At 59.2% G+C, this 17,460-nt stretch carries 14 protein-coding genes; 4 read left to right on the plus strand and 10 right to left on the minus strand.

All coding sequences use genetic code 11. The features are described from left to right. Nucleotides 1–34: 34 nt before the first annotated feature. From bamA to rpsB, 9 genes are all read right to left on the minus strand, one after another. Nucleotides 35–2,458 carry an outer membrane protein assembly factor BamA gene (gene bamA / locus OC537_RS11070; RefSeq protein WP_111909928.1) on the minus strand — a complete coding sequence of 808 codons (2,424 nt, stop codon included), beginning with the start codon at nt 2,456–2,458 and terminating at the stop codon, nt 35–37. A 34-nt stretch (nt 2,459–2,492) separates the two neighbouring features. Continuing rightward, the gene (gene rseP, locus OC537_RS11075) at nt 2,493–3,845 is read right to left on the minus strand and encodes a sigma E protease regulator RseP (RefSeq protein WP_025327910.1); all 1,353 of its coding nucleotides are present in this window, start codon (nt 3,843–3,845) and stop codon (nt 2,493–2,495) included. A 76-nt stretch (nt 3,846–3,921) separates the two neighbouring features. Beyond that, the gene (gene ispC, locus OC537_RS11080; protein ID WP_111909926.1) at nt 3,922–5,118 is read right to left on the minus strand and encodes a 1-deoxy-D-xylulose-5-phosphate reductoisomerase; all 1,197 of its coding nucleotides are present in this window, start codon (nt 5,116–5,118) and stop codon (nt 3,922–3,924) included. Beyond that, nucleotides 5,118–5,975: a phosphatidate cytidylyltransferase gene (locus tag OC537_RS11085; protein ID WP_041206258.1), complete on the minus strand. Its 858-nt coding sequence runs from the start codon at nt 5,973–5,975 to the stop codon at nt 5,118–5,120. The genes ispC and OC537_RS11085 overlap by 1 nt, the downstream gene beginning before the upstream one ends. Before the next feature lie 27 nt (nt 5,976–6,002). Then, nucleotides 6,003–6,779, minus strand: coding sequence for a polyprenyl diphosphate synthase (gene uppS, locus OC537_RS11090; RefSeq protein ID WP_025327913.1), 777 nt, complete (start codon nt 6,777–6,779; stop codon nt 6,003–6,005). Nucleotides 6,780–6,851: 72 nt separating this feature from the next. Continuing rightward, the gene (gene frr / locus OC537_RS11095) at nt 6,852–7,409 is read right to left on the minus strand and encodes a ribosome recycling factor (protein ID WP_106886072.1); all 558 of its coding nucleotides are present in this window, start codon (nt 7,407–7,409) and stop codon (nt 6,852–6,854) included. 96 nt (nt 7,410–7,505) lie between these two features. Continuing rightward, on the minus strand, nt 7,506–8,240 hold the full coding sequence (gene pyrH / locus OC537_RS11100) for a UMP kinase (RefSeq protein ID WP_025327915.1): 735 nt from the start codon (nt 8,238–8,240) through the stop codon (nt 7,506–7,508). Between the two features lie 71 nt (nt 8,241–8,311). Beyond that, the gene (gene tsf, locus OC537_RS11105; protein WP_025327916.1) at nt 8,312–9,193 is read right to left on the minus strand and encodes a translation elongation factor Ts; all 882 of its coding nucleotides are present in this window, start codon (nt 9,191–9,193) and stop codon (nt 8,312–8,314) included. Nucleotides 9,194–9,297: 104 nt separating this feature from the next. Beyond that, entirely contained in the window at nt 9,298–10,026 is a 729-nt protein-coding gene (gene rpsB, locus OC537_RS11110) for a 30S ribosomal protein S2 (RefSeq protein WP_025327917.1), read from the minus strand. Between the two features lie 359 nt (nt 10,027–10,385). On the opposite strand from rpsB, the gene map reads away from it, so the two are divergent. The 4 genes from map (at nt 10,386) to OC537_RS11130 (ending at nt 15,432) form a co-directional block, all read left to right on the plus strand. Beyond that, the gene (gene map / locus OC537_RS11115) at nt 10,386–11,174 is read left to right on the plus strand and encodes a type I methionyl aminopeptidase (protein WP_262111247.1); all 789 of its coding nucleotides are present in this window, start codon (nt 10,386–10,388) and stop codon (nt 11,172–11,174) included. Between the two features lie 85 nt (nt 11,175–11,259). Further along, a complete protein-coding gene (gene glnD, locus OC537_RS11120; protein ID WP_234677241.1) occupies nt 11,260–13,917 on the plus strand; it encodes a bifunctional uridylyltransferase/uridylyl-removing protein GlnD in 2,658 nt (885 codons plus the stop codon). 176 nt (nt 13,918–14,093) lie between these two features. Next, nucleotides 14,094–14,921, plus strand: a complete 828-nt coding sequence (gene dapD, locus OC537_RS11125; protein WP_163136506.1) for a 2,3,4,5-tetrahydropyridine-2,6-dicarboxylate N-succinyltransferase — start codon at nt 14,094–14,096, stop codon at nt 14,919–14,921. 127 nt (nt 14,922–15,048) lie between these two features. Beyond that, nucleotides 15,049–15,432 carry a DUF3461 family protein gene (locus OC537_RS11130; RefSeq protein WP_005330793.1) on the plus strand — a complete coding sequence of 128 codons (384 nt, stop codon included), beginning with the start codon at nt 15,049–15,051 and terminating at the stop codon, nt 15,430–15,432. A 179-nt stretch (nt 15,433–15,611) separates the two neighbouring features. Here the strand turns inward: OC537_RS11130 and ptsG are convergent, their stop codons facing one another. Continuing rightward, a complete protein-coding gene (ptsG, locus tag OC537_RS11135) occupies nt 15,612–17,042 on the minus strand; it encodes a PTS glucose transporter subunit IIBC (RefSeq protein ID WP_005330791.1) in 1,431 nt (476 codons plus the stop codon). Nucleotides 17,043–17,460 lie beyond the last annotated feature (418 nt).

Consider the following 17,460-nt stretch of genomic DNA (forward strand, 5'->3'; position numbering starts at 1 on the left):
ATACCCCCACCGAAGTGGGGGAGCGTCCGCGCCCTTAGAAGGTACGGCCGATGTTGAAGGAGAAGACTTCGGTATCGTCCCCTTCGTATTTCTTGAGCGGTTGTGCAATCACGAACACCAGGGGGCCCATGGGGGAGAGCCACTGCAGTGACAGACCCGCCGACATCCGGATATTGGTGGGGTCAGAATAGTCCATCAGATAGTTACAGCCACTGAAGCAACGGTTCTGGTACTGACCATATTCGAAGGTGGTGTCCCACACTGTACCGGCATCGATGAAGAAGCTGGTCCGCAGTTGGGGCTGGTAGCTTTCAGACGCGAACGGCGTCGGCACTATCATCTCGAGGGAGGCTACCGCCAGGGCATTGCCCCCCACAGAGCTGTCGGTACCCTGGATCACGTCGTTACCGCCCAGGTTGTAGTAGTAGAGCGCCTTAGGACCGACTGTGTTGCTCTTGAAGCCGCGCAGGGTATCGAAGCCACCGGCATAGTAGTTCTCGAAGAAGGGCAGCACGTGGTCGTAGTCACCGTTGCTGCCGTAGCCATTGCCGTAAGAGGCGCGGGCCTTGGCCAGCATGACCCACTGGTGGTCCGCATCAAACGGGAAGTAATGGGAGTCTTCGGCGTTGAGCTTGAAGTACTGCAGGTCCATGCCAGGCACAGTCACCTTGGCGTTCACCCGCTGACGGTCACCCGCGGTCGGGAACTGACCCTTGTTGAGGGTGGAACGGGTCCAGCCGGCGGTGACATCCACAGTGTTGAACACCATGCGGTTGTCGCCGTCCAGGTTGGCCTGGTACACCTTCCAGAACTCATCCACCTGCACATAGGGGTTGGGCTGGGACAGCTTGTTGTTCTCGTAGCCAAGGCTGAAGTCGAGACGGTTGTTCTCGTTGACCGGGAAACCACTGGAGAGGCGGAAGCCTATGGTGGTGTTCTCGTAGTCGACTATGTTGGCATCGGCCGCGCTGAACTTGTTGTAGTAGAGGCGGCCGCCCAGGCTGACGCCATCGACGGTGAAGTAGGGATCGTTGTAGCTGAGATCGATGTTCTTCGAGTAGTCGTTGGTGCTGGCGTTGATGCCGATCTTCTTGCCGGTCCCCATGAAGTTGTCTTGCTGCAGGCCCGCCTGCAGGCTCAGACCAGACTCGGTACCGTAGCCGATGCCGGCGTTGATGGAGCCTGCCGGTTGCTCCTTGACCTTGAAGTCCAGATCGACCTGATCGTCGCTGCCCGCCACCCTCTTGGTGTCCACTTCCGCGGTCTCGAAGAAGCCGAGGCGGTTGAGACGGGTCTTGGACTGCTCGACGTTGTCGGAGGAGAGCCAGGTGCCTTCCATCTGACGCATCTCGCGACGCAGCACTTCGTCCTTGGTGGTGACGTTGCCGCTGAAGTTGATGTTGCGCACATAGACACGGGGGCCCGGCTCTATGTTGACGATCAGCTCCACTTCCTTGGTCTGGTCATTGACCTGGGGGAAGGTGACCACTTTGGGGTAGGCGTAGCCATAACGGCCGAGGAACTTGGAGAGCACCTCTTCGGTGTGGGTCACCTGGCTGGCGGAGTAGACGCTGCCTGCCTCTATGGGGATGAGCCCCTTCATATCGCCGCCACGGTCGATGAGATCGCCCTTGAGCTGCACGCCGGAGACCTTGTACTGATCCCCTTCCTTGATGTTCAGGGTGACGTAGACGCCCTTCTTGTCCGGGGTCATGGAGACCTGGGTGGACTCCTGAGCGAAACGTATGTAACCGCGGTCCATGTAGTAGGAGCGCAGCACTTCGATGTCACCGGCCAGCTTCTGCTTCTGATAGCGCTGATCGCCGGTGAAGTTCCACCAGGGCACATCGTCCTTCAAGGAGAGCTGGGCCAGCAGTTTCTCTTCCGGGAACACCTGGTTGCCGACTATGTTGATCTGCTGGATCTTGGCCGCTTCCCCTTCCACGAAGGTGAACTTGAGGTCGACCCGGTTGCGAGGCAGCGGGGTGACGATGGCCTTGACCTTGGCGGAGTACTTGCCCACGCCGTAGTAGAAATCTTCCAGTCCCTTCTCGAGGGAGCTCAGCACGGTGCGATCCAGGGGATCACCGACGCGGATGCCGGAGGACTCCAGGCTCTGGGTCAGCTGCTCCTCCTTGATGTCCTTGTTGCCGGAAAACTCGATGCTGGAGATGGTCGGGCGTTCCTTCACCACGACTTGCAGCACCTGGCCGTCACGATAGACCTTGACGTCCTCGAAGTTGCCGGAGGCATAGAGCTTCTTGATGGCGTTGGCCAGGGCCACCGAGTCCACGGAGTCACCGACCCGGACCGGCAGATTCAACAGGGCGGCGCCCAGGGTCACCCGCTGCAGACCCTCGACCTGAATGTCTTGCACCACAAAAGAGGCAGGGGCCGCCTGAGCCAGGAAGCTGGCTCCCAGCAGGCAACTCAACACCAATGCTTTTTTAACAGCCATTTTGTTCTTATGTGTCCTTGTTGATGCTCTAGCCTCAGAGGCGAGCGAAATCATTAAACAGCGCAATGCCCATCAGTAACATCAGAATGGCGGCGCCTATCCTGAACCCAATTTCCTGAATTTTTTCTGGTACCGGCTTGCCGGTGACTGCCTCGATGAGGAAGTAGACCAAATGGCCCCCATCCAGCACCGGCAGGGGGAACAGATTGATGATCCCCAGATTGACGCTGATGAGCGCCAGGAAACCGAGGAAATAGACCAACCCGTAATCTGCGCTGCTGCCAGCCCCCTTGGCGATGGAGATGGGGCCGCTCAGGTTGTCCAGGGAGACGATGCCACCGATCAGCTTGCCGATCATGTCAAAGGTCAGCGTGATCAGGCTCCAGGTCTTCTGGACCCCATGCCACAGGGCTTGCAAAGGCCCATACTGTAACAGAACTCGATACTCATCCGGTAATGGAACCAGTTGCGGCGACAAGCCGACGAAACCGACCAGCTGGCCCCGTACTTTTTTCACATCCGGGGTCAGGGTCAGAGTCAGATCGCTGCCCTCGCGCTCCACCGTCACCTGCAGTGGCTGCTCCGGTGATTGCTGCACTCGCTCGACAAACTCGGTCCATTCGGTGATCGCCTGATCACCCACGCCCTTGATGCGATCCCCCACCTGCAGACCCGCCTTCTCGCTGGCGCTCGAGGGCACTATGGCCTGTACCACGGGCAGCACCTTGCCGCCGAGAGGGACTATCCCCAGGCTGCCGATGGGGGACTCTTTGTCCGGATCGAAGGTCCAGCTATCCAGCATCAGCGTCTTGTCGACGGCGTAGCTGGCGCCTGGCGCCTTCAGCTTGAGCTGTACCGATTTGTCACCCAGATGGCTGATGAGGGCATAGGTCACGCTCTCCCAGTCTCCGGTGGCCTCGTCGCCGACACCGACGATCTCCATGCCAGGCTCTATGCCGGCCTGGGCCACTATGGACGCAGGGCGCACCTCGCCGACCACCGGCTTGACGCTCGGCACCCCTATCATGAACATCAGCCAGAAGGCGAACAGGGCGAACACGAAGTTCGCCATGGGGCCGGCCGCGACTATGGCCATCCGTGCCCAGACGCTCTTGTGGTTGAAGGCCTGTGCCTCCTCCCCCGGCTTGAGTTCATCGACCCGGCCGTCCAGCATCTTGACGTAGCCACCCAGCGGGATCAGGGCCAGCACATATTCGGTGCCATCCTTGCCGATGCGGCGCCAGATAGCCTTGCCAAAGCCGATGGAGAAACGCTCGACCTTGACGCCGCAGCGGCGGGCTACCCAGAAGTGGCCAAATTCATGCACCGCCACCAGCAGCCCCAGGGCCACGATGAAGGCACCAATATTCCATAACAAGGCGCCCATCAGCCGATCACCTCGGGGTCATGTCCAGTTCGGCGCTCGAGGGCGTAGAGAGCGGCACCAGGCCACCACAGTCCGTTCATACGGCAAGCTCCTCTATCAGTTGCTGGGCATGGGCACGGGCCCTGCCATCCAGCGCAATCAGATCCTCCAGCGAACCTGCGGCACTGGTGCCCAGTGTCGTCATGATGGATTCGTTGACTCTGGCAATATCCATAAATCCAATGCGCTCTGCAAGAAAAGCCGCGACGGCCTCTTCATTGGCGGCATTGAGAGAGGTGGTCGCCGCCTGTCCTTGCTGGCAGGCCGCCATGGCCAGTGCCAGGCAGGGATAACGGGCGTAGTCGGGGCGGATAAAGCTGAACTCTCCGACACTGAAGAAATCCAAAGGTTCCACACCGGACTCAATCCTGGCCGGGTAGGCCAGGGCGTGGGCTATGGGGGTACACATGTCCGGGTTGCCGAGCTGGGCCAGCACTGACCCGTCCTTGTACTGCACCATGGAGTGGATCACCGACTGGGGGTGGATCACCACCTGGATCTGCTCCGGGAGGGCGTTGAACAGCCAGCGCGCCTCTATGTATTCCAATCCCTTGTTGATCATGGTGGCGGAGTCCACCGAGATCTTGGCCCCCATGGACCAGTTGGGGTGCGCCACCGCCTGGGCCGGTGTGACCCTGGCCAGCTCGTCGATGTCGGTATAGCGGAAGGGGCCGCCTGAGCCGGTCAGCAGTATCTTGCTGATGCCCGCCCCGGCCAGATCGCAGAAGCCAGGCTCGCGCTGAATAGCCTCGGGCAGGCACTGGAAGATCGCATTGTGTTCGCTGTCGATGGGCAGCAGCTCGGCCCCATGGTGGCGCACCGCCTCCATAAAGAAGGCGCCGGACATCACCAGGGCCTCCTTGTTGGCCAGCAGGATCCGCTTGCCGGCACGCACGGCGGCCATGGTGGGTGCCAGACCCGCCGCACCGACGATGGCCGCCATGACGCTGTGGGCGTCAGGGTGAGCGGCCACTTCGCACAGGGCAGCCTGACCACAGAGCACTCGGGTGGCGCAGCCATGGGTCTTGAGGCGACCGGCCAGATCGCTGGCGGCGCTCTCATCCACCATGACGGCGAAACGGGGGGAGAATTCGAGACAGTCCCGCACCATGGCATCCACGCTGCGAGCCGCGGTCAGCGCCAGCACCTGCCAGCGCCCCGGATTCTGCCGCAGCACCTTGAGGGTGCTCTGACCGATGGAGCCGGAGGCTCCCAGAATGACCAGATTGCGCATCAGAACTCCTGACCGAGTAGCAGATAGCTGAGCAGGAAGACGGGCAGCGCCGCCGTCAGGCTGTCGATGCGATCGAGGATGCCGCCGTGACCCGGCAGCAGGGTGCCGGAATCCTTGATGCCGGCCTCCCGCTTGAACATGCTCTCGGTCAAATCGCCGAGCACGGACGCCAGCACCGCCAGCAGGGAGCAGAGCAGCACCACCCCCATCTTGGCCGGCACGAAGCCCATGAACCAGGTCACGCCTATGGCCAGCACGCTGGCGGTAAAGAGGCCGCCCAGCATGCCCTCTATGGTTTTACCCGGGCTGACGGCCGGGGCCAGCTTGTGCTTGCCGAACGCCTTGCCGAAAAAATACGCGCCAGAATCTGCCGCCCAGACCAGGCCCATCACGAACAGCAGGATCCAGGCCCCCATCATGGGGTCGTGATAGAAGTTGTACCCACGGATGGCCACCAGAGACCAGAAGAAGGGCACCAGGGTCACCAGACCGAACAGGGACTTGAGCCAGACGGACTCTTTCCACAACCTGGCGCTGCGGGGGTAGCGCAGCACCAGCAGCAGCCCGAGCAGCCACCAGCTGATGGCGGTCCAGAGCACGCCCATCACCAGCGGATGCAGCTGGGGGATCCAGAGTTGCTCTACCGGCACCCAGAACAGGCTGGCACCGAGCAACAGGCAGAACACCAGCGGCAACCATTGTTGCGGCTGGGCAGAGACGAAGGCGCTCCACTCACGGCTGGCCAGCAGAAAGACCAGGGCAGCGAGCAGGGCAAAGAATTTCAATGGCAGGAAAAACAGTGCCCCCAACACCAGGGGTACTAACAGTAATGCGGTAATAATTCGTTGTTTTAGCAAAAGAAACCTCTCTCTTGGGAGCGGGGTTTAGCCGGTCTGTTGCGCGGCGATCAATTCCCGTATCTGTTCACCCGTACACCCGAAGCGACGCTCGCGAGCAACGAAGGAGGCAACTGCCCCGCTGAACTCGGCCTCGTCAAAGTCGGGCCACAAGACCGGGGTAAAATAGAGCTCGGCATAAGCAAGCTGCCATAACACAAAATTGCTGATGCGATGATCCCCGCCGGTACGGATCAGCAGATCCACCGGAGGCAGATCGGCCATGCAGACCTGACGTGCCAGAGCCTCTTCATCGACCGCCTCTGCATCCAGCTCGCCCGCTGCCACGGCGCGAGCCAGCCTGCGGGCCGCCTGGGCTATGTCCCATTGACCGCCATAATTGGCGGCGATGTTGAGGGTGAGTCCCTGGTTGCCGGCGGTCAGGGCCTCGGCCTTGGCGATCTTGGCCTGCAGCCGTTCACTGAAACGGGCGGTATCGCCGATCACCTTGAGCCGGATGCCATTGCTGTGCAACTTGTTCACCTCGCGGCCAAGCACCGTCATGAACAGCTCCATCAGGGCATTGACCTCCCCTTCCGGGCGGCGCCAGTTCTCACTGGAGAACGCGAACAGGGTCAGCGCCTCCATCTTGGCACGGGCGGCAAAGGCCACGGCCTCACGCACGGATTTCACGCCCGCCTTGTGGCCAGAGACCCGCATCTTGCCACGGTTCTGAGCCCAGCGACCATTGCCATCCATGATGATGGCGACGTGACGAGGCAAGGACGAGCTGGCGCTATCGCCTAGCGCTGCCAAAAGCGACATTCATTTCTCCCACAAAGACAAAAGCGCCGTGCAGGGGCACTACACGGCGCTCGTAATATACCTGTCGGAGGCTTAGATTTCCATTAGCTCCTTTTCCTTCGCGGCCAGGGCGTCATCCACCAGCTTGACGAAGGCGTCGGTCAGTTTCTGGATCTCTTCCTGGGCGCGACGGTCGTCGTCCTCGGAGATCTCCTTGTCCTTCAGCAGCGCCTTCAGGTCGGCGTTGGCATCGCGACGGATGTTGCGCACGGCAACCCGGGCACCTTCGGCCTCGGCACGGACTATCTTGGTCAGATCGCGGCGACGCTCTTCGGTCAGCGCAGGCAAGGGGACGCGCAGAGTCTGGCCATTGCTGGACGGGTTCAGGCCCAGATCTGAGGTCAGGATGGCTTTTTCCACCGCCTGGATCATGGAGCGATCGAAGATGGAGATGGACAGGGTGCGGGCATCTTCTGCCACTACGTTAGCCAACTGTTTCAGAGGAGTGGCGGCACCGTAATACTCCACCTGGATACCGTCGAGCAGGCTCGGATGAGCACGGCCGGTACGGATCTTGGACATCTGGGTCTTGAGCGATTCTACGCTCTTGGCCATGCGGTCCTTGGCGTCGTTTTTAATCTCGTTGATCACAGTGGTTTTCCTTTTGGCGAACGAGCCGGCATGCGGCCCGTATCTATCTTGTTTACTGGCGTAATGGACAAGCGCGCCAGGCGGCTCAGGCTTGTCTTACTTGCTGACGTGGTGGATCAGGGTACCTTCCGGCTCACCCATGATAACCCTACGCAATGCACCCGGTTTGTTCATGTTGAACACCCGGATCGGCAGATCGTGGTCGCGGGCCAGGGTAAAAGCAGCAAGATCCATCACTTTGAGTTCTTTTTCAAGAACTTCATCATAACTCAGTTCTTGATAGAGCACTGCATCCGGGTTCTTGACCGGATCATCGGTGAACACACCATCGACCTTGGTGGCCTTGAGCACCACGTCGGCTTCGATCTCGATGCCGCGCAGGCAGGCTGCGGAGTCGGTGGTGAAGAAGGGGTTACCGGTACCGGCGGAGAAGATCACCACCTTGCCGGCACGCAGCTGGCTGATGGCCTCGGCCCAGCTGTAGGAATCGCAGACACCCTGCAGGGAGATGGCAGACATCAGACGGGCATTCACATAAGCACGATGCAGGGCATCACGCATGGCCAGGCCGTTCATGACGGTCGCCAGCATGCCCATGTGGTCACCCACCACGCGGTTCATGCCCGCCTTGGCAAGACCGGCACCACGGAACAGGTTGCCGCCGCCAATGACCAGACCGACCTGAACACCCAGCTCAACCAGCTCTTTGATCTCTTGGGCCATCCGCTCCAGCACCGCTGGATCAATGCCAAAACCCTCGGATCCTTGCAGGGCTTCACCACTCAACTTCAGAAGAACACGTCTGTATGCAGGCTTGGGATTGGTACTCATGTCACTGATTCCTGGTCATATAAAGACCGCGACATAAGTCGCGGTCTGGGGAAACGGAAAAACCGGTTCGATTAAGCCTTCTGAGCGGCCGCGATCTGGGCTGCAACTTCAGCCGCGAAATCGGTCTCTTGCTTCTCGATGCCTTCGCCCACTTCGAAACGGGTGAAGGAAACAACGTCAGCGCCTTCTTTCTTCAGCAGCTCAGCCACAGTGATGGACGGGTCCTTCACGAAGGGTTGACCAGTCAGGGAAACCTCACCGGTGAACTTCTTCATGCGGCCTTCAACCATCTTCTCGGCGATGTCTTTCGGCTTGCCGGAGTTGATGGCGATGTCGATCTGAATTTCGCGCTCTTTGGCAACGACTTCAGCAGACACGTCTTCAGGCTTGACGAACTGCGGGCTGTTGGCAGCGACGTGCATGGCCAGATCTTTGGCCAGGTCGGCAGTACCGCCGGTCAGCTTGGTGATAACACCGATACGGGAACCGTGTACGTAGGTACCCAGGTTGTCACCTTCAACCAGCATCACGCGACGCAGGTTCATGTTCTCACCGATCTTGGCGATCAGGTTGGTGATGGTCAGCTCGACGGACTCACCGTTACCGAAATCGGCGGCCTTCAGGGCGTCGATGTCAGCAATTTTCTGGGTCGCGGCGATGTCGGCGATCTTCTGGCCCATGGCCATGAAGCTGGCGTCTTTGGCGACGAAGTCGGTTTCGCTGTTCAGCTCGATCATGGCGGCAATGTTGCCTTCGGTACGGGCGAAGATCACGCCTTCAGCGGCGATACGGCCCGCTTTCTTGGCGGCCTTGGCCTGACCGGATTTGCGCATGTTCTCGATTGCCAGCTCGATGTCACCAGCGGCTTCTTCCAGCGCTTTTTTGCAATCCATCATGCCAGCGGCGGTGCGCTCGCGCAGTTCTTTTACCAGGGCGGCAGTAACGTTAGCCATGTCCAGTATCCTCGGTCTTGAATTGACAAGAAACAGGGGCCACAAGGGCCCCTGCTAACCAATTACATCAGCTTGGTTAATAAGGGCTTTACAGTCCTTATCAATTACTCAGCTTCAACGAAGCCATCTTGTTCGGCTTGAACAACGATGTCCTGAGCGCGAGCTTCCAGTACGGTGTCAGCAGCAGCATTCAGGTACAGCTGTACGGCACGGATAGCGTCGTCGTTACCCGGGATGACATAGTCAACGCCGTCCGGGTTGGAGTTGGTATCAACGATGGAAACTACCGGGATACCCAGGTTATTGGCTTCTTTGATAGCGATGTGCTCGTGGTCGGCATCGACAACGAACAGAACGTCAGGCAGGCCGCCCATGTTCTTGATACCACCCAGGCTCTTCTCCAGCTTGTCCATTTCGCGAGTACGCATCAGCGCCTCTTTCTTGGTCAGCTTGTCGAAGGTACCGTCTTGGCTCTGGGTTTCCAGATCTTTCAGGCGCTTGATGGACTGACGAACGGTTTTCCAGTTGGTCAGCATGCCGCCCAGCCAGCGGTGGTTAACATAGAACTGGTCGCAACGCTCAGCGGCTTCTTTTACGGCTTCAGACGCGGCACGCTTGGTACCTACAAACAGGACCTTGCCCTTCTTGGCAGCTACGGAGCTGATGAAGTTCATGGCATCGTCAAACATCGGAACGGTTTTTTCCAAGTTGATGATGTGAACCTTGCTGCGGGCGCCGAAGATGTAGGACTTCATTTTCGGGTTCCAGTAACGAGTCTGGTGACCGAAGTGAACGCCGGCTTGCAGCATGTCGCGCATAGAAACTTTAGCCATTTTATACCTCTGTATTGGGGTTAGGCCTCCACACATCCCATGTAACCGACCCCAAAGGGGCACCCCGGTACAGGTGTCGATGTGTGTGTGTTATTGATTAAGGGTGATGGCATGAGGACACAAGTTCCCCATTCCGGCGCGCTTTATACCATAACTTTGGTCAGGACACCACCAGATGGACCGCTAAAAATGGATCCCGGCGAGGGCTGCGACCGCTGGATGACGTTGCGATGACGATCACACTGGAAGTAAACGGGGGTTGGGGATAAAATTTTGCCCTGATTGCAAACGCATCTATTTTTCATTACCTGATTGTTGGGCATCGGCAGGATGCGCAGTCGGGCCCCAAGAGAGATCCCATGTCCATTAAAATCAAGACACCGGAAGAGATTGAAAAGATGCGCATTGCCGGCCAGCTGGCCGCCGATGTGCTGGTCATGATCGCCCCCCATGTCAAGGCTGGCGTCACCACAGACGAGCTGAACACCCTCTGCCACAACCATATCATCGAGGTACAGCAGGCCATTCCCGCGCCGCTCAACTATCACGGCTTCCCCAAGTCCATCTGCACCTCGGTCAATGATGTGATCTGCCACGGCATCCCCAATCACAAGAAGCTGCGGGAAGGGGACATCATCAACCTGGACATCACCGTCATCAAGGATGGCTACCACGGCGATACCTCCGCCATGTTCATCGTGGGCCAGACCACCCCCCTGCGTCGCCAGCTGTGCAAGGTGGCGCAAGATAGCCTGTACGCCGCCATCAAGCAGGTGCGTCCCGGCATGTGCATCACAGAGATAGGCGCCGTGATCCAGCCCATCGTCGAGCAGGCCGGTTTCTCTGTGGTACGTGACTACTGCGGCCACGGCATCGGCAGCGAGTTCCACGAAGAGCCGCAGATCCTGCACTACCGCAATGGTGGCAAGCTGGAACTCAAACCGGGCATGTGCTTCACCATAGAGCCCATGGTCAACAGCAAGAAGTACCACTGCCGCATCAATCCCAAGGATGGCTGGACCGTCACCACCAAGGACGGCGGCGACTCCGCCCAGTGGGAACACACCCTGCTGGTCACCGAGGATGGCTGCGAGGTGCTCACCCTGCGCCCCGACGACACTATCGACCGCGTCATCAAACACAGCTAACATCGAACCCCGGCCCTGACCTCAAAGCGCCGGGGTTTTTACTGTCCGTTCCAGCCGTTTGCCTGCCACTTGTGTGTGAGATGCCATGGATGCCAGTCTGCTTTCCCCCCACCTGTTACCCGACGACCAGCTCACCCGTGACAACTGCAAGGAGTATCTGAGCCGCTTCCTTGTCTGGCTGCACGAGCGCTTCGATGCCGGCGACAACATCATCGAACTGGTGGCCACCCGCTCCGAATACATGGATGCGCTGCTGACAAGGCTCTGGCACAAGTTCGGCTTCGACAAGACCAGCCTGACCCTGATCGCGGTGGGCGGCTATGGCCGGGGCGAACTGCACCCCCACTCCGACATCGACCTGCTCATCCTCTATGAAGGGGACGAGCTGGACGAGGTGCTGGGGCTGCGCATCGGCGAGTTCATCACCTTGCTGTGGGATCTCAAGCTCGAGGTCGGGCAATCGGTGCGCAACGTGAGCGAGTGCATCGAGCAAGGCCGCAACGATATCACTGTCGCCACCAACCTCATTGAGGCGCGCTACATCACCGGGCGCCAGGCGGGGTTCGAGCAGTTGCAGGCCGCCACCCAGCCCCAGCACTTCTGGCCGAGCGAGGCCTTCTTTCGTGCCAAGCGCGAAGAGCAGAGCCTGCGCCACCAGCAGTTTCTCGGCACCGCCTACAAGCTGGAACCCGATCTCAAGAGCAATCCCGGCGGCCTTCGGGACATCCAGACCCTGGCCTGGGTCGCCCGCCGCCACTTCGGCGCTACCACACTGTTCGAGATGACCAGCCACGGTTTTCTCAACCGGGCCGAGTACCGCGAGCTGCTCGACTGCCAGAACTTCCTGTGGAAGGTGCGTTTCGCCCTGCACATGGCCATCAACAAGGGGGACAACCGCCTCTTGTTCGATCGCCAGCGCACCGTGGCCCAGATGCTGGGGTTCGAGGGGGAAGGCAACGGCCCGGTCGAGCAGATGATGAAGCGCTTCTATCAGACGGTCAGACGGGTGGCCGAGCTCAACGAGATGCTGCTGCAGTTGTTTGACGAGGCCATCCTCGGCAACACCGCCATGGATGTGCGCCGCATCAGCGACGAGTTCCAGCTCCGTGGCCGCCTCATCGATGCGGTGGATTCCGAGCTGTTTGGCCGCGACCCCGCCGCCATACTGCGGCTCTTCTACCAGATAGCCCAGCACCCGGACATCGCCGGCATCCACTCCGCCACCCTGCGCCAGCTGCGGGAGGCCAGACGCACCCTCAGTTGCTGGCTGCAGGACTTGCCCGAATGCCGTCGTCTGTTCATGGCGCTGCTGCGCCACCCCAACGGCATCGGCCAGCCCCTCACTCTTATGCATAAGTACGGGATCCTCGCGGCCTATCTGCCCCAGTGGAACCTCATCGTCGGCCAGATGCAGTTCGACATGTTCCACGCCTACACGGTCGATGAGCACACCCATCGCCTGCTCCAGAACATCCATCGCTTCCCCAACACGGCCAGCCGCCAGACCCACCCGCTCTGCCACGAGGTGTTCACCCAGTTGCGCAAACCGGAGTTGCTCAGCATCGCCGCCCTGTTCCACGACATCGCCAAGGGGCGGCGGGGGGATCACTCCGAGCTCGGCGCCGTCGATGCGCTGGAGTTCTGCCAGTTGCACGGGCTGGATCGCTACGAGAGCCGCCTGGTGGCCTGGCTGGTGCGCCATCACCTGCTGATGTCGGTCACCGCCCAGCGCCGCGACATCTACGATCCCGAGGTGGTTACCGACTTCGCCCACAAGGTGCGAGACGAACTGCACCTGGATCTGCTCTATTGCCTGACCGTGGCCGATATCTGCGCCACCAACGACACCCTGTGGAACGACTGGAAAGGTACCCTGCTGCGGGAGCTCTACTTCGCCACCCAGAAGGCGCTGCGTCAGGGGCTGGAAAACCCGCCGGACATGCGCCTCAAGATCCGCGAGAACCAGCGTCAGGCCAGGCAGATCCTGGCCCAGCGCGAGGTGCCAGAGGAGGCAGTCAACGCCCTCTGGAACGACTTCAAGGCCGACTATTTCCTGCGCCACAGCCCGGAGCAGATCGCCTGGCACTGCCGCAAGATCATCGCGCACGGCGACAACCCGGCCCCCCTGGTGCTCATCGGCAAGCACCCCATCCGGGGCGGCAGCGAGGTGTTCATCTATTGCCGCGACACCCCGAATCTGTTCGCTACCGTGGCCTCGGCGCTGGATCAGAAGAACCTCAACATCCACGACGCCCAGATCATGAATTCCCGCAACGACTATGTGCTGGACACCTTCATCGTGCTCGAGCCCAATGGCGAGCCCATCAGCCCCAACCGCACCGCCACCATCAAGAAGGCGCTGGAGAAGGCGCTGCAGGAGCCGGGCAAGCTGGTGCTGCGCAACAAGCCCCTGTCACGGCGCCACCGCCAGTTCAGCGTGCCGACCCGGGTGGTCTTCCTGCCCCGCACTTCACCCACGAAGGGGGAGAGCCGCCACACCCTGCTGGAGCTGACCGCCCTGGATACCCCGGGCCTGCTGGCCCGCATCGGTGCCGTCTTCCAGCAGTGCGGCATCGAATTACATGCCGCCAAGATCACCACCATAGGCGAGCGGGTAGAAGACTTCTTCAGCCTCACTACCCTCGAAGGCGAGCCGCTGAACCAGGCCGAACAGCAGGCGCTGGAGGAGCGACTGGTCAATCAGCTCAACCCGCAGGAGCAGGGGGACGAGGAGGGGCGATAAGGCCCGGGAAAGGCTTCACAAGACGCCGTTTATTGTTTTGATTTATCAATCAGAACAAGTGGTTGGGCCACTCAAGTACAATAAACCGCCTTTCTTTTGAAGAAATCGGCCAGAGCCCTTAAAAACGATTGGAAAAGTGTGATACAACAAACAGAATTTTTTAAAGGAAACCTGTCATGACCCAGTTGCAACAGACCATCGAAGCGGCCTTCGAGCGCCGTGATTCCATCACCCCCGGCTCCGTCGATGCCGCCACCAAGGCCGCCATCCTGGAGGCCATCGATCTGCTGGACTCCGGCAAGGCCCGGGTCGCCGAGAAGATTGCCGGTGAGTGGGTCGTCCACCAGTGGCTGAAGAAGGCCGTGCTGCTCTACTTCCGCATCAATGACAACGGCATCATCAAGGGTGACGACGCCCAGTACTACGACAAGGTTCCCCTCAAGTTCTCCGACTACACCGCCGAGCAGTTCAAGGCGGCGGGCGTGCGCGTGGTGCCGCCGGCCACCGCTCGCAAGGGCTCCTTCATCGCCCCCAATACAGTGCTGATGCCCTCCTATGTCAACATCGGCGCCTTCGTCGATGAAGGCACCATGGTCGATACCTGGGCCACAGTGGGCTCCTGCGCCCAGATCGGCAAGAACGTGCACCTCTCCGGCGGCGTCGGCATCGGCGGCGTACTGGAGCCGCTGCAGGCCAATCCGACCATCATCGAGGACAACTGCTTCATCGGTGCCCGTTCAGAAGTGGTTGAAGGGGTGATAATCGAGGAAGGTTCCGTCATCTCCATGGGCGTCTTCATCGGTCAGTCCACCCGCATCTATGACCGCGAAACCGGCGAGATCCACTATGGTCGCGTGCCAGCCGGTTCAGTGGTGGTCTCCGGCTCCCTGCCCTCCAAGTGCGGCAAGTACAGTCTGTATGCCGCCGTCATCGTCAAGAAGGTGGATGCCAAGACCCGTGCCAAGGTCGGCATCAACGCCCTGCTGCGTTCCATCGACGAGTGATCGACCAGCCATCATGGTAAAAGGGGCCTTTTGGGCCCCTTTTGATTTTGGCGCTCCTGTCACAGGCAAGCCACTGTGACTCGGTTAAGATAGATGGGTCAGGATCGTTTCAAACCGAGGAAGCCCGATGTACGAGAATCTGAAGAGCCTGGGGATCCAGGAGCCCACCTCAGTGGACAGCTATACCCTGCGCCAGGAAGCCAACCACGACATCCTCAAGATCTATTTCAAGAAGCAGAAGGGAGAGTTCTTCGCCAAGAGCGTCAAATTCAAGTATCCCCGTCAGCGCAAGACCATGCTGATAGACTCGGGCACCCATGAGTACAAGGATGTCACCGAGATCAACGCCAACCTCAAGTACGTGGTGGATGAACTGGATAACCTGACCCAGGGCGTACACGTCGAGATCGATCAGGACATCAAGCAGAAAATCCTGCGTGACCTGCGTCATCTGGAAAAAGTGGTGCAGAACAAGATAAGCGAGATAGAGCGGGACCTGGAAAAACTCTAGGCAGTTTCCCACCCTGTACAAGGCGCCATCAGGCGCCTTTTTTAATGCCGGTCCACAGGGAAGCTACCAACACCCTCCCCCCGGATCTGCTCAGCCCCGCCCAGCGGGCTGACAAGCGCCCAGCAAAAAGGGAGGCTTGCGCCTCCCTTTTCAAGAACTCTGATATTCAGGCAACAGGATTAGTTGCTCTTCATCCAAATGTCCATGTCGGTTTTCAGGTTGTCGGACTTGGTACCGAAGATGGCCTGTACACCGGAGCCAGCAACCACCACACCGGCGGCGCCCAGCTTCTTCAGACCAGCCTGGTCAACCTTGGCCACATCCTTCACGCCGACACGCAGACGGGTGATGCAGGCATCCAGGGAGGCGATGTTCTCTTTACCACCGAAGGCAGACACCAGGGCTGCAGACATCTCGTCTTTGCTTTGACCAACTGTCTCTTCGGCAGCTTCGTCTTCGCGACCCGGGGTTTTCAGGTTCATGGCACGGATCACCACGGTGAAGACCACGTAGTAGATGACGGCGTAGACCAGACCCAGACCGACCAGCAGCAGCATGTTGTCGGCACGGGGCGATTGCACCACGAAGTCGATGAAGCCGTTAGAGAAAGTGTGACCGTGTACGACACCCAGGGAGTTGGTCAGGACGTAAGCCAGACCGGCCAGCAAGGCATGAATCGCATACAGTACAGGTGCCACGAACAGGAAGGAGAATTCGATAGGCTCGGTGATACCGGTCAGGAAGGAGGTCAGGGCAGCGGAGGCCATGATACCAACAATCTTGGCGCGGTTTTCCGGCTTGGCAGCGTGAGCGATGGCAAACGCAGCAGCAGGCAGACCGAACATCTTGAACAGGTAACCACCGGCCAGTTGACCGAAGCCGTTACCGGCAGCGCGGGAAGCGTCATCAGCAGTCAGGAAGCAGGTCATGATGCCGTGTACGGTTTCGCCAGCGGCGTTGACACAGGTACCCGCCTGATAGAAGAAGGGGACGTTCCAGATGTGGTGCAGACCGAACGGGATCAGGGAGCGCTCGACCACGCCGTAGATACCGAAGGCCAGTACCGGGTTCTGGTTGGCAGCCCAGTCGGAGAAGGCACCAATGGCACCACCGATCGGCGGCCAGATGAAGGAGAGCACAACACCCAGGCCGATGGAAACGAAGCCGGTGATGATGGGCACGGCACGCTTACCGGCGAAGAAGCCAAGGTACTCGGGCAGCTGGATCTTGTAGAAACGGTTGAACGCCCAGGCAGCGACACCACCGGCGAGGATACCCCCCAGCACACCGGTATCTATGCTCTCGACGCCCATCACAGGTGCCATGACCTTCAGGGTCGCGACCATGATGCCGTAGCCGACGATGGCAGACAGACCGGATACACCGTCGTTATTGGTAAAGCCAAGTGCCACGCCGACGGCGAACAGCAGGGCCATCTGGCCAAACACTGAACCACCGGCCTGCTCCATCAGCTGGGAGACAATTTCCGGCAACCAGCTGAAGTGAGCAGCGCCCACCCCCAGCAGAATACCTGCAACGGGCAAGACCGATACGGGCAGCATCAGCGCCTTACCGACCTTTTGCAGATTAGAGAAAGCATTTTTTAGCATGTGTGCGCTCCTGAATGGATTTTTTCCGTCAACGACTCAGTGCAGCTATAGATGACGACCTTCTTCATCTGACGTTGTACTGGATGCGTTTCCCGGGTTGCTTATTTTGACCAACAGAATATAACCCAGCAGCTTTTAAAATGCCTGCACCGCACCCAAGGGAATAATAAATTTGGAGGAGAGATCACAAGATAATTAAATAAGGGGAAGGGAGGGAATCTTGAATATTATTTCGTATTGTTATAGTCACGCGGCAAAAAGAAAAGAATCACTTCAAAATAAATCACAGAGAAACTATATAATGCTAAAGGAAACTTATTGTAACTCAATGTAACGCATTGATGTTTTATATTATCCAGTCTACCGATTAAAAAGGCCTCCAACAAGGGAGGCCTGAAATAAATATTAGTCTACATAT

The organism is Aeromonas sp. Marseille-Q5825 (genome assembly GCF_946892685.1).
In the GTDB taxonomy this organism is placed as follows: Bacteria; Pseudomonadota; Gammaproteobacteria; order Enterobacterales; family Aeromonadaceae; genus Aeromonas; species Aeromonas rivipollensis.

Bases quoted from the DNA above. Each gene is read 5' to 3' on its own strand.
- bamA (WP_111909928.1), bottom strand. From the start codon at position 2,458: ATGGCTGTTAAAAAAGCATTGGTGTTGAGTTGCCTGCTGGGAGCCAGC.
- rseP (WP_025327910.1), bottom strand. From the start codon at position 3,845: ATGGGCGCCTTGTTATGGAATATTGGTGCCTTCATCGTGGCCCTGGGG.
- ispC (WP_111909926.1), bottom strand. From the start codon at position 5,118: ATGCGCAATCTGGTCATTCTGGGAGCCTCCGGCTCCATCGGTCAGAGC.
- uppS (WP_025327913.1), bottom strand. From the start codon at position 6,779: ATGTCGCTTTTGGCAGCGCTAGGCGATAGCGCCAGCTCGTCCTTGCCT.
- pyrH (WP_025327915.1), bottom strand. From the start codon at position 8,240: ATGAGTACCAATCCCAAGCCTGCATACAGACGTGTTCTTCTGAAGTTG.
- tsf (WP_025327916.1), bottom strand. From the start codon at position 9,193: ATGGCTAACGTTACTGCCGCCCTGGTAAAAGAACTGCGCGAGCGCACC.
- rpsB (WP_025327917.1), bottom strand. From the start codon at position 10,026: ATGGCTAAAGTTTCTATGCGCGACATGCTGCAAGCCGGCGTTCACTTC.
- map (WP_262111247.1), top strand. From the start codon at position 10,386: ATGTCCATTAAAATCAAGACACCGGAAGAGATTGAAAAGATGCGCATT.
- glnD (WP_234677241.1), top strand. From the start codon at position 11,260: ATGGATGCCAGTCTGCTTTCCCCCCACCTGTTACCCGACGACCAGCTC.
- dapD (WP_163136506.1), top strand. From the start codon at position 14,094: ATGACCCAGTTGCAACAGACCATCGAAGCGGCCTTCGAGCGCCGTGAT.
- OC537_RS11130 (WP_005330793.1), top strand. From the start codon at position 15,049: ATGTACGAGAATCTGAAGAGCCTGGGGATCCAGGAGCCCACCTCAGTG.
- ptsG (WP_005330791.1), bottom strand. From the start codon at position 17,042: ATGCTAAAAAATGCTTTCTCTAATCTGCAAAAGGTCGGTAAGGCGCTG.